18 protein-coding genes and 1 pseudogene are annotated in these 22658 nt (G+C 41.0%); 3 read left to right on the forward strand and 16 right to left on the reverse strand.

The features are described 5' to 3' along the window. Positions 1-82 precede the first annotated feature (82 nt). From ACED20_RS19140 to ACED20_RS19150, 3 genes are all read right to left on the reverse strand, one after another. Positions 83-1291, reverse strand: a complete 1209-nt coding sequence (locus tag ACED20_RS19140; protein ID WP_294225019.1) for a LuxR C-terminal-related transcriptional regulator — start codon at positions 1289-1291, stop codon at positions 83-85. A 226-nt stretch (positions 1292-1517) separates the two neighbouring features. Then, on the reverse strand, positions 1518-3332 hold the full coding sequence (locus ACED20_RS19145; protein ID WP_294198575.1) for a hypothetical protein: 1815 nt from the start codon (positions 3330-3332) through the stop codon (positions 1518-1520). 522 nt (positions 3333-3854) lie between these two features. After that, positions 3855-4115 carry a SemiSWEET family transporter gene (locus ACED20_RS19150; protein WP_294226440.1) on the reverse strand — a complete coding sequence of 87 codons (261 nt, stop codon included), beginning with the start codon at positions 4113-4115 and terminating at the stop codon, positions 3855-3857. A 181-nt stretch (positions 4116-4296) separates the two neighbouring features. On the opposite strand from ACED20_RS19150, the gene ACED20_RS19155 reads away from it, so the two are divergent. Beyond that, positions 4297-4782: a DUF4385 domain-containing protein gene (locus tag ACED20_RS19155; RefSeq protein WP_294226443.1), complete on the forward strand. Its 486-nt coding sequence runs from the start codon at positions 4297-4299 to the stop codon at positions 4780-4782. A gap of 23 nt (positions 4783-4805) precedes the next feature. Here ACED20_RS19155 and ACED20_RS19160 read toward each other — a convergent pair whose 3' ends face one another. The 13 genes and pseudogenes from ACED20_RS19160 to ACED20_RS19220 form a co-directional block, all read right to left on the reverse strand. Then, positions 4806-5186 (reverse strand): PleD family two-component system response regulator, encoded by a 381-nt coding sequence (locus ACED20_RS19160; protein WP_378106365.1) that lies wholly within the window; start codon positions 5184-5186, stop codon positions 4806-4808. Positions 5187-5246: 60 nt separating this feature from the next. After that, positions 5247-5609 (reverse strand): PleD family two-component system response regulator, encoded by a 363-nt coding sequence (locus tag ACED20_RS19165; protein ID WP_294198566.1) that lies wholly within the window; start codon positions 5607-5609, stop codon positions 5247-5249. Then, the gene (locus ACED20_RS19170) at positions 5599-7113 is read right to left on the reverse strand and encodes a PAS domain S-box protein (RefSeq protein ID WP_294226446.1); all 1515 of its coding nucleotides are present in this window, start codon (positions 7111-7113) and stop codon (positions 5599-5601) included. Before ACED20_RS19170 ends, ACED20_RS19165 begins: the two co-directional genes overlap by 11 nt. A 399-nt stretch (positions 7114-7512) precedes the next feature. Next, the gene (locus ACED20_RS19175; RefSeq protein ID WP_345765873.1) at positions 7513-8208 is read right to left on the reverse strand and encodes a VIT family protein; all 696 of its coding nucleotides are present in this window, start codon (positions 8206-8208) and stop codon (positions 7513-7515) included. Positions 8209-8326: 118 nt separating this feature from the next. Then, positions 8327-9091 carry a phosphatase PAP2 family protein gene (locus ACED20_RS19180; protein ID WP_345765874.1) on the reverse strand — a complete coding sequence of 255 codons (765 nt, stop codon included), beginning with the start codon at positions 9089-9091 and terminating at the stop codon, positions 8327-8329. A gap of 6 nt (positions 9092-9097) precedes the next feature. Further along, entirely contained in the window at positions 9098-10288 is a 1191-nt protein-coding gene (locus ACED20_RS19185) for a DUF3570 domain-containing protein (protein WP_294220004.1), read from the reverse strand. A gap of 36 nt (positions 10289-10324) precedes the next feature. Next, positions 10325-10528, reverse strand: a complete 204-nt coding sequence (locus tag ACED20_RS19190) for a DUF4266 domain-containing protein (RefSeq protein ID WP_294203241.1) — start codon at positions 10526-10528, stop codon at positions 10325-10327. 196 nt (positions 10529-10724) lie between these two features. Next, positions 10725-11654, reverse strand: coding sequence for an FAD:protein FMN transferase (locus ACED20_RS19195; RefSeq protein WP_294308767.1), 930 nt, complete (start codon positions 11652-11654; stop codon positions 10725-10727). A gap of 3 nt (positions 11655-11657) precedes the next feature. Continuing rightward, positions 11658-12104: a thioredoxin family protein gene (locus ACED20_RS19200; protein WP_295222481.1), complete on the reverse strand. Its 447-nt coding sequence runs from the start codon at positions 12102-12104 to the stop codon at positions 11658-11660. A 75-nt stretch (positions 12105-12179) separates the two neighbouring features. Beyond that, positions 12180-12566: a hypothetical protein gene (locus ACED20_RS19205; RefSeq protein WP_294203232.1), complete on the reverse strand. Its 387-nt coding sequence runs from the start codon at positions 12564-12566 to the stop codon at positions 12180-12182. A gap of 200 nt (positions 12567-12766) precedes the next feature. Beyond that, positions 12767-13906 (reverse strand): efflux RND transporter periplasmic adaptor subunit, encoded by a 1140-nt coding sequence (locus ACED20_RS19210; protein WP_294308770.1) that lies wholly within the window; start codon positions 13904-13906, stop codon positions 12767-12769. Between the two features lie 4 nt (positions 13907-13910). Then, a pseudogene (locus ACED20_RS19215) lies at positions 13911-18338 on the reverse strand (CusA/CzcA family heavy metal efflux RND transporter). Positions 18339-18553: 215 nt separating this feature from the next. Continuing rightward, on the reverse strand, positions 18554-18937 hold the full coding sequence (locus tag ACED20_RS19220; protein WP_378106370.1) for a hypothetical protein: 384 nt from the start codon (positions 18935-18937) through the stop codon (positions 18554-18556). Between the two features lie 295 nt (positions 18938-19232). On the opposite strand from ACED20_RS19220, the gene ACED20_RS19225 reads away from it, so the two are divergent. Next, a complete protein-coding gene (locus ACED20_RS19225; RefSeq protein WP_378106372.1) occupies positions 19233-20474 on the forward strand; it encodes an MFS transporter in 1242 nt (413 codons plus the stop codon). Positions 20475-20676: 202 nt separating this feature from the next. Next, positions 20677-21924: an arsenic transporter gene (locus ACED20_RS19230; RefSeq protein ID WP_378106374.1), complete on the forward strand. Its 1248-nt coding sequence runs from the start codon at positions 20677-20679 to the stop codon at positions 21922-21924. Positions 21925-22658: the final 734 nt, after the last annotated feature.

Consider the following 22658-nt stretch of genomic DNA (forward strand, 5'->3'; position numbering starts at 1 on the left):
AACCCGTATAAAAAATCTGTTTAAACTGATAATTTTTTCATACGGGTTTAAGTATAAACTCACCGGTATTAAAAGCAACGTTTTATCTCAGTTCGCTTCGGCGTTTGATGTTGAGGATTTCAAATATATTCCTGATGTGATATTTTACCGTACTTTCGGTAATGTTAAAATGAATGGCAATTTCTTTATTGCTTTTTCCGTCTTTTATCATTTCCAGCATCAGCTGCTGTTTGGAGGTAAGCTTTGACTGCTGATCTATATTTCTGGCTTTTTCAGTTTCATATTCCGCAAGCAACTGCCTCATTTCATCGATTACTCTTTCATTTTCCCTGTTTTTCACCTTCAACTTCAGCATATACCTTACAATCATGATGATTATAAATACCAGTACAAGGGTTGCCAGGGTATAAATAATAAAGATTCTCCATTTCTCTTTTTTCTCCTTTTCTTCATTTTCTTTGGATTTTATTTCACGGTTCAAATGAAGGGCCTGAAGATTTTCCGTGGGTTTGTAGATATTGCTCAGAGAATCGTAGATATGGTTAAACTTCAGTTCATTGTCCGCATCTTTCCGCTCCTTATAAGTATTCATCATGACCTCAGCCAGATACATTTCATATTTCAGTATATTACACCGTTTTGCCCTGGAAACTCCTGTCCTGTAATATTCTAAAGCCTTTGCAATATTATTCTCTGCAAAATAAAGCTGTATCTGCTTTCCGTAAACAATAGGCAAATCGCAAGCGTTATCCTGCATCATCAAAGAAGAAGCCCTGCGGTAATATTCTTCTGCCGCCTGGAAATTTTCATCAAGAAACCTGATGTACCCTTCCTGCATCAGGATCTTGGATTTATCTTCTGCCGGCAGGTATTTATAGTCCTGATCGGCAATCTGCTCCATAATCCCGGCTGCTTTTTTATAATCGTGTGTATCGAAATAAGAGAATGCAAAATGGGAATTGATGATATTGTAAAGATCCCTACAGTTATTTTCCTTGGCAATGTCCAAGGCTTTGGAAAGGTAGTAATTTACGGAGGTATAATCCTGTAATCTCTTGTATGTGGCTGAAAGCAGGATATTTACTTCAATATGGTCCCTCGGCGAAAGATCTTCTCTCTGAAGCAGCCCGATAAGCGTATCCTGAGATTTCTTATATTGTAAACCATTGTTCAGAAGATAGATTTTATCTGACAGTTTTTTAATATCCAATTGCTGGGCCTGAAAAAGCAGACTGCAAAATACAGCCACGATACATGAATAAAATTTCACCGGGAGATTTAATTTCTGCAAAAATAATAATTAAAGTTGATCTTTGTTTTATTATAAACAAGATTTAATGAAAATTCTTAATAATATCCATGTATCCTGTGTCTTATTATCATTTAAGGATCAATTTTTACCCGACCCGACCGTATTCAATTCCGACAAATCTCTTTTAAAATTTTTAGCACTTCTTTTCATTTATGAATTAAATAAAAAATACTTTGAATTCATCTTAAAACAGCAGTAGACCGTATTAATTCCCAAAATTCACAAAGTGTGGGATTTCTGTACCAAAACCATTTAACGGAAGAACATTGTTCCGGTTGCTGTTGAAATCGAAAACCTGGTTATTGTCAAAAGGGACCCTCGGATAATACGTAAATGAGATCTGGATTCTGTTGAAAACCAGAAACGGATTGTTGATGAGTACACCGATTCCTATTTTCGTATTTGCATTGGTTTTCAGAAGCTTTTCATCGGGCATAGCCAGCCAGCCGGCAGCAGCTGTAATATAGGGGCTGAAATGAAAATTTTTCCATGCTTTATTGACGAACAGCTGCAGCTGATATCGCAGCACCAGTTTTTTGGTTCCTATATAATCGCTGTTATACACAGGAAACTCATCACTCCCGGAAAGATTAATGCGGTCTCTGTATGAATAGTTATGCTGTGGATTTCCCAAAGCCAGTGTCGGGGAAAAGAAATGCCGTGCTTTGGCAAACTTCCAGTCGGTAAGATTGGTAAAGTAAGTACCGTCCAGCCGGAAAGATTCCCGGTTTTGGCGGTCCTCGCTGAAAAATCTTCCGAACTGGGCTTTTACAGTAAAGTATCCCAATTTTGTAAAATCGCCGTAGGAAGCTGAGATTCCCGCATACGGTATTAATGTGTTGCTTCTGGCCAGAAATCCCGAAGTGAGATTTACCGAATAGCCGTATGCAATATCCTCCGGCAAATCGTACTGAAAAATATTTTTTTCAATGGAAAATTTTCGCTGGACCAGTCCGGCCGATACCAGCAGGCTGCTGTAGGAAGTAAAATACTGATATTGATCGATAGAAGGATTATCCTTGTACTGGTAGTTCTGGAACCTTCCGATAAGTGCAATATTGCTGGAAATCCGAGTCTCCGGGTTTGAGGAAACCGGAATCTGGTAACCACCCCAGAGATCCTGGCTGTAGACTTTGATCTGTACTTCCGGAAAAACGGTATTGTCTTGAAGCGGAAGCAGTACGTGCCGCATAAAGTATTCAAAAGTAAAACCACCTCCCCACTTGGTCAGAGGCGAGAAAAAATCTCTTCTTGCGTTTACGTTGATCCTTTCATTTTTATAAAAATCACGTTCACCCAACACCTGGGCATTGATGTAAGAACCCCAAAGATTATAGGCCGTATAACTTCCGAGAAAATAATCCTGCTTTTCCCTGGAATCATTACGGTACAGGAAATCGACATCATGCCCCAGCCCCAAAAGATTTTCTTCGGTAACGCCAACTCCGATCTTACTGCCTGAATAATTGGCTCTGGGCTTCAGGCTCCAGGAATCCAGTACTTTTACCACAACATCGATGGAGTCTTTACCCGAAGTACTGTCGGAAACGCTTATGTTTACCCTGTTAATGAAAGGCATTCCTCTCAACAGACGTTCAGACTCATACAGTTTCTGCGCATTATATTCCTCCCCTTCTTTAAAAAGCAGGTAATTATTAACGGTTGAAAGCCTGGTATTGGAATGAAGGTGGTTAGTAAACCAGTCGTACCATTTGGATTTTTCTTTCCTGTCACCGGAACCGTACCCAAAAGGGTCGATGGTTTCTATACGGATATGCCTGATGTATTTCCCATCGTAGGTCTGCTGTACCTGCTTCTCCGTACTGGTCTTTACGGAAGCAGAATCTGGCTCCCTACGGAAAATAAAGCGGTGGAGAAACCGGGTAAACTTTCTTTTGTCCGAGAATTTTTCTATTCTGTAATACAGTGAATCCCGCTTCTCCTGTCCATGTGCAAAGGAAAAGCAGATTAAAAGAAAGAATAACACAAATTTTCTCACCGACAGCAATATTGAATACATCTTTTCATATCAATTAGCAAGCCAACAGCTGACTACAGGAATCCAAATCGCAAAGCACACATAAATAGTAGATTGGCACATCCACCTGCAGAAGGTAGCATATCTCACTTTTGGTAAATCTTATGGTGCAGTTGTTGAAGATCAACCCGCATACCATCAAATAGTAATAGAAGAAATACAGGTTCGGGAAAATCCACTTTTTTCAAAAACGCTTTGGAAAGAAACTCAAATGACGACAGTTCAAGAGAAAATTCTTATAACCTTGAAGTCGATGAACGTTATGAGAGTGAAGATGCCTAAAAGTACGGATATTAATAATCCAAAAATATCACAATATCTAAGCATTATTTTTAACCTTACATTTTTTAATGTTATATCCGAGACTGCGACTTTCCTTAGTTATATTTTCAACATTAAAAGATGAAGAATAAACTCTGTTTTATTCGCATAAAGCACATTAAGCAAAAATACCTGAAATATTGAATAAAATTTTAAAACACCCGAAAAGAATTACTGGATGATTTACAGCGCAGTGATAAACGCAAATAATCCGAAAAATACACCTGGTGAGTTGGCTACCACAATTGGCCAGTCTTTCTCAGGTTTCTGGATAAATCCGTAGGTTACCCAAAGGCTGCAGTTGATAGCAGCAACTAACGGCTGGAGCCAGTCGCCTTTATGGCCGTTCAGATTCCCGGAGATCTGGGGAATATAAGAAAAATACATGGCCATAGCTGTTACCGTAGCTACCCATCCTAATATCCTGATAAATTTCTCATTCATAATTGTCCTGTTTTGCTCAGCTGATAGCCCTGAAATTATTATGCCATCTTCCGTGGTATTCTTATTTTTTATGATAAGACAGTCATCTTTTTTTATTAGTATGGCCTTGTTTTTGAGAAATAATTAATTACAAAATCTTCTACATCTGAAGAGCATCAGTCCCAATTTCACTCTTATATTTATGAAAAAAGAAACCCCCAGCTATTTGAACTTTGATGCCGGTAATTATGAATGGAAACCTGATGTTGATTACCGTCAGCATCCTGAATTATACCGGGTTGGAAAAGGAGAACAAGGCGTACTCATATGTGAACCGTATAAAAGCGAAATCGGCAAATACTGGCGTTTTAAGAACAGGGAAATTGCCCTGGAAAGTTCGGAGAACATATTCGGTCTTTTCCTCGAATACCTGAAAGAAAATGATTTTGTGGGTGCGGATATGTCACGGAAATATCTGCAGATGGGTTTTACACGGGCGCGGCGGTATTTCAATTACAAAGGAGGAAAAAAATACGATTCCTCAAATAACTATGAACAATCGGAACGCGGAACAGGAGATCCTGAAAAGGCAAAATCTGCCGAGGTTTTCTATAAAAAATGGAAAGAAGCTGAGGCAGTTCCCGAATATAAACACATGAAAACAGATTGGAAAAAGCGGTATGGATAATATTTACTTGCCACCAATTGCAGTTATATATTCAGAAGAAACATAACCTTCTGCTCAAAATGATCCAGATCAAAAGGTTTTTGAACATAATCGTTGGCATAAGAGTAACCGGCCAGCTTTTCAATATCGATATTCGCACTGATAAAAAGCACCGGAATTGCCGAATATTTCTTACTATTTTTCAGAAGAAGGGTTGCTTCAACCCCGCCCCTGTCCGGAATCCAGTTGTCCATAATAATTAAATCCGGCTTGATCTCATCTACAATTTCCAGCAGATTGTAAGTGGTTTCGGACACCGAAACATCATACCCTTTTTCACTGAAAATTATAGAAATGACTTCAAGGGTCATCAAATCATCGTCAAAAATAAGAATCTTTCTTTTTTTCTCTTTCCGTATTAACATGCTGATGGAGAATAAGAGTATAATTTCACAAAATAAAACACTATACGGGTAATCGGTTTTCTAACTAATCAGCTCATTCACCTTAGACACAAAGGCATTGATATCAAATGGCTTCGATATAAAAGTATCTGCTCCTGCTCCGAAAGCAATGCCTTCACCGTCACGGCTGGCAGACATCACCATAATTGGCAGGGATTTCATTTCTTCATTTCCCCTTATTTTCCGGATTAACTCATCTCCCGACATAACAGGCATCCACAGATCTACGATCAGCAGATCAGGATTGTGCTCCTTTATACGGTCAAAAACATGGGCACTTTCGAGTTCGGTCTTTACCGTAAAACCTTCAGCATCAAGCATCATTTCTACCACATCAAGTATTCCCTCTTCATCATCGCACACTAATATTAATTTATTTTTCACTTTTCTTCATTTTTAAAATCGGTAATGTAAAACTAAAAACAGATCCGCTTCCCAACTCGCTTTCCACCCAGATTGTACCGCCATGCATCTTTATGATTTCCTGGCTTACATATAACCCGATACCCAACCCTGAAAACTTCTGCTGTACATTCTTTACTCTGAAAAACCTTTCGAAAATCTTGGATTTGTCATCATAATCAATTCCTACGCCAAAATCCTTTACCGAGACTTTTACGAAATTCCCCACGTTACCGAGAAGAATCTCTATTTTATCTGCCTCAGGAGAATATTTTACGGCATTTGAAACGATATTGTTCAATACCTGCGATATCTTTATTTCATCACCTTCTACAATGGCATTTGTACTACCCTTGATCTCGATACGGTGAGAGAAAGCATTATAGAGGCTGTTTTCTACTGTCTCGTGAATCAGGGCGTTGATATCAAATGGTTTTCGGTTAATATCGATATTTCCGGAATGGATCTTGGAAGTATCCAGCAGTTCCGTAATCAGGTTATTCAGTCTTTCGATGTTGACGGATACTTTGTGAAGTGTAGACCTGAATTTGTCGTCTATTCCCTTATCCATCATTCTTTCAAGCAGCTGTACCAATGTTTTGATTGTTGTTAAAGGTGTTTTAAGCTCGTGGCTGGCAATGGAGAGGAAATCATCCTTACGACGGTCAATCTCTCTCTTGTCCGTAATATCTTCAATGGCCAAAAGAATATTATCTTTATACTGGCCGTCGAATTCAATCCGGTATGCATTCAGCAGCATCAGCTTTCTGCCGATATACGGAAAATCATGTTCAACTTCAAAATCGATCACCGGATTATTGGTAGGAAGTATTTTAATCAGCAACTCCTTCAGTGAATCTATATCCCACTGATGGTTTCCGAGTTCATACAGAACTTTTCCTATGGTTTCTTCTTCCGTTACTTTAAAAGTTTTCAGAAAATAGGAATTGACACTTATCACCCTGAAGTCAGGATCAAGTACCAACAGACTTTCGCGTACCGTCTGGATAATACTGGAAAGAAAGGCTTCATTTTCCTGAAGTTCCTGGGTACGTTCGTTTATTTTTCTTTCGACACTTGCTTTTTCTTCGCGAAGATCCTGCTCTGCTTTTTTACGGTCGGTAATATCATTCTGTACGCCGATAAAATTGGTTATCAAACCGTTTTCATCTTTTACAGGAGAAATATATAATTCATTCCAGAACAGATCACCGTTCTTTTTATAATTCCTGATCTCAACCCTGCACTCTCTCCCTTCTATGATATGTTCCCTTAACATTGCACGTTCAGGCTGACTACGGTCTTTCATCTGGAGGAAACGGCAGTTGTGGCCGATAATTTCTTCATGGCTGTATCCTGTAATTTTTTCAAATGCCTTGTTGCAGTAAATAATAGGATTATCCGGCAGACGGTTGTCTGTTATAATAATTCCTGAATTTGCGGAATCCAGCGCTTTTAAATAAAGTTCGAGATTATTGTCATCCATAAAGCATAATAATTACTTGCACATATAGCGATCGAACCCCGATGATGTACGGGTTTTAAAATCTTTGTTCGTCATCTTCTAGCAGACCAAATATTATGCCCATAAATTCCAGAAAAGATTCTTAACAGAATAAAAATGGTGATCCCGTGGTCAAAAAACACATACCTTATTTTTCCCATAATGCCGTTAGAACGGGGTACCATACGTTAAAATACGGAAACGACTGTAAAAACAGCATTTAAAATATGATCAAAATCATGATCTCATCCGCTATGATAAAATATTCGATTAATTATTTACCGGAGTTAAGCATCGTCTGAAAACTTAAAAATCTGTGCATTATTAACCACTGATCTGCTAAGATTTTCACAGATGATATCAGCCCGCCTGATTGCCAATTTATGAAACCGTTACCCCGAACAAATGTCCGATCAGTGCCGTTACGCCCATGGCAATGGTTCCCCAGAAACAGATCCTCATGACGGCAATCCCAATTTTTGAACCACCGGTTCTGGCCGAAACGGCACCAAGGATCATCAGGAAAATAATTGAGAAAGCGTATTGGAAATAAACCATCTGCTGGATAGGCGCAAGGAGGGAAACCGCAAACGGCAGCAATGCTCCCAGCGCAAACGAACCGAAGGAAGCCATTGCCGCCTGCAGCGGTTTAGCCTGGGTAATTTCATTAATTCCCAGTTCGTCGTGAGCGTGGGCAGCCAAAGCATCATGAGCAGTAAGTTCGGTAGCTACAAGCAGGGCGGTCTCTTTACTCACGCCCCGCTTTTCATAGATTTTGGCCAGTTCCTGTAATTCTACTTCCGGCATTTCTTCCAGTTCCCGCTTTTCCCTGAGAAGGTCCGCTCTTTCAGTATCCTCCTGCGAGCTTACGGAAACATATTCTCCTGCGGCCATGGACATAGCCCCGGCAATCATCCCGGCAAGGGCAGCGAGGATAATGGTATTCCGGTCGGGGGAAGCTGCGGCCACGCCAATAACGATACTCGTAGTGGACAGTATACCGTCATTGGCCCCTAAAACTGCTGCCCGCAGCCACCCTACTCTATTGACATAATGTTTTTCTAACTGGTGATGCATAATTTATGATTCAAGGTTCAAGGTTCTAAATTCAATGTTGTCAGGACGATTGGCTGTGATATACTATCCGGAAACCTTCAGTTTCTTTCTTCCAGCCGACTCAGGTTTTCCTTATTTTTCAGAAATTCAAGACCAATCCTGCGCCTACGTTTTTCGATTGCAGAACGGGATAGATAAAGGTAAAGCTTTTGGAATCTTTTTTACTCAGATGCTTATTGATAAAAGGAAACAGCCAGTAAGCCAGCTCCGTGCTCAGGATCCCGAATCCGGCACCGGCAACTACATCGCCAACCCAATGTTTGTCGTTCAGTGTTCTGTAAATTCCGGTAAAAAGTGCGACCGGATAACCCGAAACAGCCAGCCAGATATTTTCATCCTGATATTCGCGGAACAGAAACTGCGCCGATGAAAATGCAGTGGTCGTATGCCCGGAAGGAAATGAAAGGCGGTTGGAACCGTCCGGACGTTCCTCTTTTACCAGGTGTTTCAGCGGAAGAACGATGGTAGCGGCAATCAGCTGTGAGGTTCCGTAGATAATGGTTCGCTCCTTCAGATTATGTTTCCCTTTGATCGCGGCGAGGTTGTACCCGTACACCATTGCGGCAGGAACGTATTGTGTATAATTATCCAGCGTAATATGTTTAGGCTGATGTTCTCCGATTTCGTATTTGGTCGAATTATTAAGATTCTTCAATGCATCAGAAGTAAGACTCGCAACACCGAAGGCTACAAAAACTGTTGGAACAATAAGTTTTTTATAACTTGGTTTATAAACGTGGTCTTCATATTTCATGCTCTGCCGGACGATACCGGAAGAATCCGCTTCGATCTGCCCGAAAATAATATTCGAACAGATCAAAGCAGATAGTGTTAATAATTTCATAGGCTATTATTTGAACCTTAAATTTAAGGAAATAATATCAGATTTCATCCCTACGGATTTCGTATAATGCCCATACCGGATTTCCAGCATATTCAGCCTCTGGATTCCGAAGAGACCGTTTTTGGGATTGAGCCGGATTCCGGCTCCGTAAAAATGGCTGTCGAATTTCGAGAGATCATAATTGCTGGTATAGTAATCGTCAAAAGCCGTATGCTGCTGGTAAGGTGCAAAATATTTAGCCGCCGTCTGGGAATAGTACCGGTAAAACGGACTTACGGAAACAAACGGTGAGATCTTTACCGGGGTTTCCAGGCTGAAGGTATTCGACTTCAACCCCCAATCGTCGGTGTAATAACGATAATACGCTCTCAGGATTACTTTATCGCCCAGGAAATAATTGGCCCGTACACCTACCGGAATTTTAAATCTTTTATCCGGCAAAGTTTCCTGATGTACCGAGTTGTCCGTAAAATAGACCCGGTGAAAAGGCAGGCTTAAATAACCGGTCTGCTGAACCCCGTCCGCCAAAAGCTCAACCTGAAAATTCTGGTTGATGATCTGCGAATAGGCCAATGAAAGCGCAAAAGTATTTCTGCCGCTGGTTCCGTAATTTTCATGTTCGCCACCGGTACTTCCGTTTGTTCTCAGCTCAATGGGGGTCACGAGTTTTACCTGGTCGATATACGCCTGGAATTTTGCAGTAAATTCGCCCATTCTGTCGCCTGTTTTTTTTGCAAATCCGATATTGGCCCCGACAGATTGATAATCGAACTCCGTGGAAAACATAGCTCCGGCCATCAGCGTGGTACCTTTGGCTTCATTTTCCCGGCTCCAGCTGAGCGCAGGATAAATCCTGGTATCGGCATGAGAAGCCGACGAATTGGCCTTCAGGTCGATCATATCGGAAGAAGCTGAGGTGTAATGGTCGATGCCGACACTTAGCCCAAATTTGTTTTTCCTGTCTTTTTTATCGTATTTCACCACCGTTACGTCGATGGCATTGGAAATATCGGTAAGCTTCTCCGTACCGATTCCGCCGGTTACTGCCGAGTTGTTTCCATCCTGTTTATAATAGCTCGATACTAAATTAGCTTCATCGAAAGTCAGCTTTTTAGGCTGCTCGTTATTGGTATTTTCCTGCGCTTTGGCATTAAAGATCCCGAAAAGAGCAAGGGCACTGATGATAATTCTTTTCATTTTAAATCACAATTACATTTTACAATTTCTCTTTTCTTAATTACAGCCGCAGCCGCCACCTACTTTTCCGGCATTGGCTCCCGAAGAACCTTCACGGTAAGACTGGAAGCTGAGTTCCGTTTTTTCGATGGTACGGTTTCCAAGAACCATTTCGGCATCGTTGAGTTTATTTTTTTCGTACTCTTTTACGGTTGTGCACGAATTCAAAAACGGGATTATCAATATCGAAAGAACAGCAATTGTTCTGTAATGTAAAGTGTTGAATTTATGCAGCCCGACCTGAGCGGACTCTTCGACAAGCTCAAAGTGACTCGCATTAGTGGAAGACATACATGAGGCAAAAACGAATGTTTTTCTGAAATTTACGAACATCGTTTTTAGCTGCCCTAATAAATTGGAAATTTTCCGGATATGTTTTATGAAATGTTTCATTTTTTTAATATTTTAAATTAATATTCTGAGAGGAATATATTGTATCATGATCATCGATGATGATGCATTCCAGATGATTGATCTGGTTGACCATATTGAGTGCTGCTTCAACCCCCATAATACTGACAGGGGTTGCCATGGCATCGGCAATTTCTGCATTGGGGCAAAAAACGGTGACACTTTTGACACCCGAAACCGGCATTCCCGTTTTCGGATTAATGGTATGTGAATATTTTTTACCGTTGATAACCACAAATTTTTCGTAATTCCCGGACGTTGCCACGGCCATATCTGTGATATTCATATAGGAAAAAGGCTGTCCGGCGTTGTCGGGATCGGCAATTCCTACCGTCCACGGTTTTCCATTCGCCTGATTTCCCCACGTGGTCAGATCACCCGAAGCATTCACGATGCCGGAATTTACGCCTCTTTCAAGGAGAATTCTTTTGGCCATTTCTGCGGCATATCCTTTCCCAATTCCGCCAAAGCCGATGCGCATCCCTTTTTCTTTGAGAAAAACGGTCTGATTTTCCCGATCGAGCATAATATGCTGATAATTGACTAGTTTCAAATGATCTTTAATCTGCTTGGGATCCGGAAGCTCTTTCATTTCACGGTCGAAGTTCCAGAAACTTTTATCGATCCCGCCATAAGAGATGTCAAAATACCCATCCGTTATCCTGCTGATGCGGAGGCTTCTTTCAATGAGGTCAAAGATTTCCCGGTCTACCTTTATAGGCCTCACACCGGCATTCCGGTTGATAAGGTTGGTCTGGCTTTCTTCATTGTAAGTCGTAAGAAGCTTTTCGATCCTGCGGATTTCATCAATGGCATCTTCAATATGACCGTACGCAGCATTTTCATCATCGCTTACCACGGTAATTTCAAAAGCATTCCCCATCAGCTTCCGGGGTCTTTTGAATTCTCTCAGCATAGTTTAAGGTTTTTGGTTCTCCCTGATCTCTTTTATTTCTTCAGTAAAAGCCAGCGCATTTTCCGAAGGCAGCCCTTCCCAGCTTTTCAGGATCTTTCCGTCCGCATTCATCAGAATGGTATATGGGAAAATACCTTTCGGATTGTACTGGTCGGCAAGAGAAGCGTTCTCTTTTTTCAGATCTGCCGAAAGCTGGTTTTTCTTATTTCGTGGAAAATCGGCATTGATGTACACAAGCACACCATCGGATTCCAGTTTTTTGAAATCTTCTGTTTCGATGATATTTTTATGAAGTTTAATGCACGGGATACACCAGTCAGAACCCGAAAAATTAAGCAGGATAAGTTCTTTGTTTTCTGCAGCCGTTTTTTTTGCGTTTTCCAGTCTGTTTTGCGCGTGGAAACCAAAGGAAAATACAACCATAAGAATGGCTGATAATATTGTTTTCATTATTTTAAATTTTATAATGATTTTGATAATAAACGATGGATTTTGATTAAATGAAATCAAAAAATGGTAAATGAATTAAGCAATCGATTTCGGTGGCTCCCAGACAGATCCCGCGAATCCTTTGTAGCAGAAATCTTCGTCTTTTGAAGGAATTTCATGCGATTTCAGTGATCTGAAATTTTCCGTTTTTGTTTCAAAATAAAAGCCCGGATTGATGGTAAAAACCAAAGTAAGCGGTGCAGAATGAATTACAAACGGCAGTTTTCTGTCTTTACCGTAATCTCCGTCTTTTGCAGGATGATCGTAATGTGCTTTGAAAAACGCAATCAGCGGCATTTCCGGATTAAGCTGTTTGTGTTCCCAGTAATGTTCTACCAGAGCAGGAATCTTCAAAAGCTGATACAGCTCGGTTGTAGAAACCAAGAATAAGGATAGTAACAATATGGAAACCAACTTTTTCACCTAATCAAAGGTATAAAATCTTCTGTTAAGAATGATTTTAAATTAATCCGGATTATAACGCTAAAATGTTCAATAAATTGTTCAGCTTTAGTTTATTGTTTAAATTATAAACTTGTGTAAATTAATTCTGAAATTATTTCAGACAGACTTTACATATTTAACTGACGAATAATGATATCAAATTACTTTAAACTTAATATTTATTCTTCTTCCTCCGTATTTTTAAGCTTCATCAAAAGCGTATAAGCATTTTTGGTCACGATCTTTTTATTCTTAAAATCATCAAAATTGAGGATCTGGATAAATCCGTTTTCCGTTTCTCCCAAAGTAACCGGAGTCAATCGGTACGTCTGCTTTTTAACCTCAACAAAAACGAAGTCTTTGCCTTCAAAATTAACGATGCTTTCTTCCGGAACTACATTGGAAAAAGAGGTGCTGGTTTCAATTTCGGCATTCATATACATTCCCGGAACCAGGCTGTGATCGTATTTATCGAAATGACAATGTACTTCCGCCAGACCGCCCTGGCTGATATCCTTGCTGATGAGAAGAATTTCGCCGTAATATTTCCTGGCCGGATCGGCATTGGTGTATGCCTCAAAACGCTGTCCTTTTTTTAGGTTTTCCAGATCCTTTTCGTATACTTTAAGATTCAGGTGGATATCATCGGGATTAATAAGCTCGAAAAGCACATCCGAAGGGTTTACAAATTTCCCGATATTCACATTCACTTTGCTTACAAAACCGTTGATCGAACTGTACACCGGAACGCTTTTCGTAATGTTTCCTGATTTTAAGGATCCCGGATTGATATTGATCAGTCTGAGCTGTTGCGCCAGGGAGTTCATCAGAATTCGCTGGCTGTTCATTTCAGATTGGGCGAGCTGCATTGCTTTGTCGCTGCTTGCCTGGCTTTGGTTCAGGGTTTTCTGACGGTTATAATCCAGTTCCGCAAAATGTGCTTTGGATCTTGCCATTAAATAATCCTGCTGAAGCTGGATGAACTGCGGGTTTTCGATCACCGCAATGACCTGACCTCTGGAAACCGGCATTCCCGGAAGGAGATTGCTGGATTTCAGATAGCCGCCAAGCGGAATGCTTACAGAAACCAGATTTTGGGGCGGAACATCGATCATTCCATTTAATTTCAGGGTGGAAGCGATATTCTGTAACGAAAGCGTGGTCGTCTCTATCGGTGCATTTCTTAACTGTGCATCCGTTAAAGTCACTACATTTTCGTCTTTCGGGAGGCTTTTTTCCTGCTTTGGAGCTTCTTCTTTTTTACATTGAATGAATACAAAAAAGCTGATTAATAAGGTATATATTGAAATTGATTTCATTTTTTTACGGATTTAAAGTAAGGTATTCCAGTTCAATGGCACTTTGGTTAAGTTTCCAGACTGCATCGGAGTAATTGTTTTTAAGCTGTACCGCCTGGTTCACGAGGATCACAAATTCGAGGTAATTGATTTCACCGCCGATAAACTGCCTTTTCGCCGTTTCGGTAATGACCACTGCGTTTTTAAGGTCGGAAGTTTCATATTTTGAAACAATGTCCAGGTTGGAATGATAGATTTCTCTGGCTTTTTTAAGCTGATTCTGAAGATTGAATTCCGCATTTTTCAATTCACTTTCAGCAACGGACTGCGCCACTTTTGCGGCTTCAATCCTCGCTTTCTGACCTCGAGAAAATACAGGAAGCGAAACACCCACCTGAACCGAATGAAACTGAGGCGTTGCATTATACATTTTATCATCCGGACCTAATCCTTTAAAACTGTTCAGATTGTACGCCAATTGCAGACCAGGAAGCATTTTCGCTTTTTCCAGTGCGATCTGTTCTGCGGAAATATTTTTCTGCTGTTCCCAGATTTTGAGCAGAGGATGATCCGCCAGTTCTCCGCTTAGAGAATTGGCAAAAGATTTTGAATCTTCGGGAATAAAATCGGTTTCCGTATTTAAAAGCCATTGAAACTGGATCTTTAAAACGGCTAATTCCTGCTGCAATTGTTTTAACTGAATTTCGATCGCCGATTTCTGGCTGGAAGCGGTTGTTTTTTCAAGAATATTGCTCTCCCCGGCTTTCAGACGAAGGTTCGCTTTGTCGGAAAAATCGGTGTAGAGTTGCAGGATTTCATTCAGCAGTTTTTCTTTTTCTTTCCAGTACAGCATATTGTAAAAGGTAAGACTGACTGCTTTTTTAAGTTCATATTCTTTCAGGGAAACATTCAGCAAAGATTTTTTCCATTCTTCGGTGTACACATTTTTCTGTTTTTTATACACGGTCGGAAAAGCAATGTTCTGCGAAACGCCAAATTTCATATCGTTGTACGCACTGTTGATCTGTCCGTAATCGAACGTTACACCAGTCTGCGGAATATCATCAGCCGATTTTATCAAAGCTTTGGAATATTCAGATTTAAGCTTTTCGTTTTTAAGATTTCTGTTGTTTTCCAGTGCGGTATTGATCGCCGTCTGAAGATTAATTGGCGTTTGCGCTTTCAACCCGAATCCTGCAAAGCTGAATAGCAAAATGAATACAGCCGTTATATTTTTATGATTATTTTTCATATGTAGATATTTATTATTTTTTAAAGGTCATATGTAATCGCGTTTTCTTCATAGGCGTTTGCGTTTTACAAATGATGGCGATTTCATTTTAAATCCTTTTTCAATAGTTACATAAAGAAGCGGCAGTACAAAAAGCGTAAGGAAAGTTGCCACGAGCAGACCTCCGATCACCACGGTTGCCAGCGGACGTTGCACTTCCGCTCCTGCTCCGTTGCTGAGCGCCATCGGAATAAATCCTAAAGATGCTACGAAAGCCGTCATTAGAACCGGACGAAGTCTGGATTCTCCGCCATCAATTACAATTCTTACGATATTGCGGATCCCGCTTTTGTATAATCTGTTGAATTCTGAAATGAGAACGATTCCGTTAAGAACTGCCACTCCGAAAAGGGCAATGAATCCGACACCTGCACTGATGCTGAAAGGCATTCCTCTCAGAGCCAGAAGAAATACGCCGCCAATAATCGACAGTGGAATTGCGGTGTAAATCAGCAGACTTTCTTTCACCGAGCCAAATGCTAAAAACAACATCACAAAAATAAGCGCCAAAGCAACCGGAACGGCGATCATCAGACGCTGTTTTGCATTGTTCAGGTTTTCAAAAGAACCTCCGTACGTCATGTAATAACCTGTTGGAAGTTTTATTTCTTTGTTAACTTTAGCCTGAAGTTCTTCCACGATGCTCTGAACGTCTCTTCCTTTGATGTTAAAGCCAACCACAATTCTTCGTTGTGCGTTTTCTCTCTGAATCTGGTTCGGACCGTTTTTCACCTCAACTTTTGCAAGCTGGGAAAGCGGAATCTGGTTTCCGAAAGGGGTCGGAACAAGCAGGTTTTTAACATCATCCACATTTTTACGGACTTTGGAATCGAGACGAACGACCATATCGAAACGTTTTTCTCCTTCGAAAACGAGACCCGTACTCTGCCCTGCAAATGCAGCATTCACAATCCGGTTGATATCGGAAATGGATAAATGATATTGTGCAATAACAGGACGGTTGTATTCTATAGTTACCTGCGGCATTCCGGCAATCGGTTCGATGTAAAGATTTTGCGCTCCGTCTACAGTTTCAATAATTTTCCCGAGTTTTTGGGCATTTTGGGAAAGAATGTCAAGATCATCTCCGAAAATCTTCACCACGACATCCTGTCTTGCTCCCGTCATCAGTTCATTGAAACGCATCTGCACCGGAAATTGGAAACTTACCGTTACACCGGGAACGTCCTGCAGTTCTTTGCTCATTTTATCTGCCAGTTCAGGGAATGTAGAGGCAGAAGTCCATTCTTTTTTGTCTTTCAGAATCACCATTAAATCGGCAGCATCCATCGGCATCGGATCTGTAGGAACTTCCCCGCTCCCGATTTTTGTCACGACTTTTTGTACTTCGGGAAATCTTGATTTCAGAATATGAGCGGCTTTTTGGGTACTTTCAATGGTTGTATTCAGATTACTTCCCGGCAAAACTCTGGTTTCTACCGCAAAATCTCCTTCTTCAAGGGAAGGAATAAATTCTCCTCCCATTCTGCTGAGAATGAAAATTGCCAATACGAAAAGTAAAGCCACGATGGAGAATACGATTTTCGGAACTCTTAAAATTTTAAGTAATGTTTTCAGATAAATTTTCTCTACTTTTTTCATCATCCGGTCGGATAAATTCGGCTTTGAGCTTCTTTTTCTCAATAGCAAAGAACTCATCATCGGAATGTAGGTTAACGACAATAAAAATGCGCCCAGTAAAGCAAAAGCGACAGTCTGAGCCATCGGTTTGAACATTTTTCCTTCGATTCCCTGCAAGGTAAGAATGGGAAGATAAACAATCAGGATGATGATTTGACCGAAGACCGCACTGTTCATCATTTTTCCGGCAGAATCGGTAACAATGGTGTCCATTTCTTCTTTTCCGACGGAGAATATTTTTTTGAATTTTGAATTATGGCTGAACTGGTGCAGGACAGATTCTACAATAATGACCGCACCGTCGATAATCAATCCGAAATCCAGTGCACCAAGACTCATCAGGTTTCCGCTGACTCCGAAAAGATTCATCATACAGATGGCAAAAAGCATTGCGAGAGGAATCACAGAAGCCACCAGCAGGCCTGCGCGTACATTTCCAAGGAACAGAACCAGTACAAATACAACAATCAATGCACCTTCCGTAAGGTTTTTTTCTACGGTTCCGATGGCGTTGTTTACCATTTTGGTACGATCCAGAAACGGTTCTATCACCACTCCTTTCGGAAGGGTTTTCTGGATCTGTGCAATTTTTTCTTTTACGTTTTTAATCACCTGATTGCTGTTTTCTCCTTTCAGCATCATCACCACTGCCCCGGAAACTTCTCCCTGATCATTGAATGTCATGGCGCCGTATCTTGTGGCAAAGCTGGTTTTTACCTCTGCAACATCTCTTATGAACAATGGAATTTCATTGGTTTTGGAAGCAATCGCTATATTTTTGATGTCTTCAATATTTCCGATGAGACCTTCGCTTCGGATGTATAAAACAGTGGGCCCTTTTTCGATATAAGCTCCTCCTGTGTTCTGGTTATTGGTGTTTAAAGCATCGAAAACATCGTTGATGGTAATTCCGTAAGCATTTAACCTGTCGGGATTTACGGCAATTTCGTATTGTTTCAGTTTTCCACCGAAACTGCTGACTTCGGCAACGCCTTTTACACCGAGAAGCTGTCGTCTTACGATCCAGTCCTGAATGGTACGAAGTTCTGTGATGTCGTATTTTTTCTCGTAGCCTTTTTCGGGACGGATCACATACTGGAAAATTTCGCCTAGCCCTGTGGAAATAGGCCCCAATTCGGGGGTTCCGATTCCCTGCGGAATCTGGGTCTGAACCTGCTGCAGCCGTTCTGCCACCTGCTGTCTTGCCCAGTAAATATCGATATCATCCTCGAAAACGATGGTAACGAGCGATAACCCGAACCGTGAAAAACTGCGGATCTCTTTTAATCCTGAAATATTATTGTTTGCCTGTTCTATGGGAAAAGTTACCAGTCTTTCAATGTCTGTTGCTCCAAATGAAGGGGCAATCGTGATCACCTGAACCTGATTGTTGGTAATGTCCGGAACTGCGTCTATCGGAAGTTTGGTAACCTGATAGGAGCCAATGCCTATCAGTCCCAAAACCAACAGCGCAATGATGAGTTTGTTCTTTACAGAAAACTCAATGATTTTTGTAAGCATAATGATTTGTTGAGCTTATTAGCATATGCAGATAATAAATAACAGATAACATATACCTATGCTATAGATAAATATCTCTATTCGAATTTACTATTCCAGCAAATGCTTATGAATAAATAAGTTTGATCGCCTGATAAAAATTAATGAACCTATCGTTGATTAACCTAATATCAAAACGTTCTCAAAAATATTTTTGAGAATAATTCAGAAAAAAATCAACAGGATTTCGGCGGTTGCCAGATGGAATTGAGAATATCCTTATTATAAAAGATGCTTTTGTAAAAAGTCTGTTTGGATTTAATAATCGGGTTGGAACCCTTGTCGGACAACTGAAAAGTAAAAGGTGTCGCCGGTGTACAAACAATCACAAGATGCGCTGCATGCGAAGCAAAGGGAAGCTGCTGGTCTTTATTGTAATCCGAATCCTTTACCGGGTTTTCGTAATGAATTTTAAAAAATGAAACAATTGTAATGGCCGGATTTTCTGCCTTATGTTCCAGATAATGTTCAATAAGAACCGGTACTTTCAAAAACTGATACAGCTCGGTTGTAGAAACCAAGTATAGACTAAGCAATAGTATCGAGATCAGTTTTTTCACTTATGCAAAATTAGGAAATGTTTCGTTAAGAATGAATTTAAATTGAAGCATTTCGTCCTTGTAATTTTTTTAAATGCCGGAAAGTAAGACCGGAAATATTTTTTATTGATCGGCAACCTTTGTCATTTCAAATTATTAATATGATCCTGATCATATTTGGAATACTTTTTGGCAGGCTTACAAAATATCACTTACACACAAAATTAAGAATATGAAAACCTTTTGACGATGGCATGATTACATTTTCCATAAGGTTTTCTGTTTACGATTAAACCAATTAATACTGAGGTTATCTATGAAAAAAAACACTCATGCCGGGCTGCGTACATTAGGTGCCCTTAAGGCGCTAAATTTTTTTATGGCCGATATGCAGGCCGGTATCGGGCCCTTTCTGGGGATTTTTCTGCTTTCAAAAGGATGGCAAAGCGGCCCCATCGGTACGGTAATGTCCCTGGGAGGGGTGGCAGGAATGCTGATGACAACGCCAGCCGGTGCTGTGATCGATTCCACCAATCATAAACGGAGATTTGTCATTTTACCCGGAATTTTTACCGTTATTGCATCCGCTCTTATTCTACTTTCACAAAACTTCTGGGTAGTCAGCCTTTCCCAGGTAGCAACCGCCATTGCAGGAGCTGCCATAGGACCTGCGGTAGTAGGAATCACGCTGGGAATCGTAAAGCAGAAAGGATTCAACAGGCAGAATGGCTTGAACCAGGCTTTCAACCATGCCGGAAACGTGGCGGGCGCGGCTCTATCAGGTTATCTGGGACTGAAATGGGGGATGACAGCGATTGTTCTTCTCGCCGCTTTATTTGGTGTTCTCACGATCATCAGCGTTCTGATGATCCCGGCAGACAGTATCGATAATAAAGCCGCGCGCGGAATGAAGTCGGATGCAGAACAGGACGAGAAAGCGAGCGGGCTCAGCACGCTTCTGAAATGTAAACCGTTGCTGATTCTTGCAGCGGCACTCGCATGCTTTCACCTCGGCAATGGCGCTTTACTTCCTCTTTACGGAATGGCGGCAGCCTCTAAAATGCAGGAAAATGCCTATATGTTTGTGGCGTTAACCGTTATAATTGCCCAGATTGTTATGATCCTGGCTTCGATCGCAGGAATGAAAATTGCCGAAAAGAACGGATACTGGATGATCATGCTGGTTTCTTTTCTTTCTCTTCCGCTAAGAGGATTTATTGCCTCCCAAATGATCGGTGAAGTGGGATTGTATCCTGTACAGATCCTTGACGGAATCGGAGCAGGACTTCAGAGTGTTGCCGTTCCGGGGTTGGTCGCGCATATTCTTAACGGAACGGGAAGGATCAATATCGGGCAGGGTGCGGTAATGACGGTTCAGGGAGTCGGTGCAGCCTTAAGCCCGGCCATTGGCGGATGGATTGCGCAGCAGATGGGATACAGCTCTGCGTTTCTTATTCTGGGAAGCATTGCCGTCATTTCCATTGCATTATGGCTAATTAACGCCAAAACCATGAAAAAAGAATGTGCGCCCTCCGAAGCCTGCTCAGAGCCCGCTTAAAATTAAAATATTACACTTTTCCGGTTAATTAAGATCTTATTTTTGAGTTTTAATCTCTCACGCAAATCAGGAAGATTTGATTTGTATCTGTTGCATAACCACTATAATTTACTGGAAATCATACCTTAAACTAATTTTAAACAGACTTCAAGATCATTTACTATTTAATTATCATTAAATAAAGATTATTTTTCCCTTTATTATGAACAATGAATTCTTCATCTACTTTATTGCTTTAGTTACCATTGGCGGAGTGATTATCCGGCCATATAAAATCCAGGAAGCGGTCTGGGCCGTTGCCGGAGCTTTGCTTCTGCTTGTTTTCGGACTGATTTCTTTACAGGATGCCTGGACTGGAATCGGGAAAGGTCTTGATGTCTATCTTTTCCTGATCGGAATGATGACCCTTGCCGAATCCGCACGGCGGGAGGGCCTTTTCGACTGGCTGGCCTGTCATGCGATACGATTCTCCAAAGGATCTTCCTTCAGGCTTTTTGTGCTGATTTACCTGGTAGGTCTTATGGTAACCACTTTCATGTCGAACGATGCCACTGCCGTTGTATTAACTCCTGCCGTTGCCGTTGCTGTAAGGCGGGCGAAAGTAAAAAATGTCCTTCCCTATCTGCTGATCTGTGCTTTTATTGCTAACGCGGCTTCTTTCATTCTTCCGATTTCTAATCCGGCCAACCTGGTAATCTACGGAAAAGAAATGCCACCCCTGGGAGTATGGTTCAGTACCTATCTGCTGCCGTCCATGATTTCGGTAGTACTTACCTTTCTGATGCTTTTTTTAACCCAGAAAAAATTACTGCGTGAATCTATCAATTCTGATATTGAAGCAGAGCCTTTACAGCCGGGAGGAAAGATGGCACTGGCCGGAATTGTTGTTACCACCCTGGTTTTACTTTCTGCTTCCCTCATGAATTGGGATCTCGGATTACCTACGGCCATTGCCGGGCTAAGTACGACCATTCTGGTTCTCATAGCCGGCCGGAAAAATCCGGTGGCGTTTGCCCGGCATATTTCATGGTCTGTCATTCCGTTGGTAGCTGGCCTGTTTGTTTTGGTAGAAGCTGTTCAGCAAACGGGAATTATTGATTCCCTTTCCCAAAAACTGGCGGATGAGGCGCATCATGCGACGGAAACGACTTCCTGGCTCGCTGGTCTGGCCGTTGCGTTTGGAAGCAATCTTATCAATAATCTGCCGGCCGGACTTATTGCCGGATCAACGGTTTCAGCCATTCACCTGCCGGAAGCGGTACGAAGTGCCATCCTCGTTGGGATCGATCTTGGTCCGAATCTTTCCATCACAGGTTCTTTAGCAACGATTTTATGGCTGAAAGAGTTAAGAAAAAACGGTTATGATATGAGCGGCTGGGCGTTTTTAAAACTCGGAATGGTGGTAATGATTCCTGCGCTAATCGGGGCTTTGCTGGCTTTGAGGTTTTAAGCCCTGCTGATTTTAAGGATGATTGCATTTGCTTTGTTAACACATCGAGCACAGGAGAATTTTGGAATGGATTGAAAATATTTCAGAACACATGAGACTAAAAATCAAAGATTTTTAAATGTATACTTCTCATTGGAAGGCTGGAGTCTGCATTTGTTTTTTTTAACCATGGATTTGCACAGATTTTCACGGATGATTCCGTTTATTTAATGGGAGTTGAAAAGCTTTGCACTTGAATTTCTCTGATAGGATAGAAACCGGGTTTTCTATTGCTTCTCTAATACTATGTTCAGATTCCCTGCGGGAATGACAAACTGGGTGTTTAATTCAGGTATTAACATATTGGTCACAGAAGAGTTTTTTTGATAGCCTGAAACATATAAAATAAAATCGAAGAATTTTTTAACCATGGATTTGCACAGATTTTCACGGATGATTTCGTTTATTTAATGGGGAGTTAAAAGCTTTGCACTTGAATTTCTCTGATAGGATAGAAACCGGGTTTTCTATTGCTTCTCTAATACTATGTTCAAATTCCCTGCGGGAATGACAAACTGGGTGTTTAATTCAGGTATTAACATATTGGTCACAGAAGAGTTTTTTTGATAGCCTGAAACATATAAAATAAAATCGAAGAATTTTTTAACCATGGATTTGCACAGATTTTCACGGATGATTTCGTTTATTTAATGGGGAGTTAAAAGCTTTGCACTTGAATTTCTCTGATAGGATAG

This window comes from Chryseobacterium sp. sg2396, assembly GCF_042610505.1.
Taxonomy (GTDB): domain Bacteria; phylum Bacteroidota; class Bacteroidia; order Flavobacteriales; family Weeksellaceae; genus Chryseobacterium.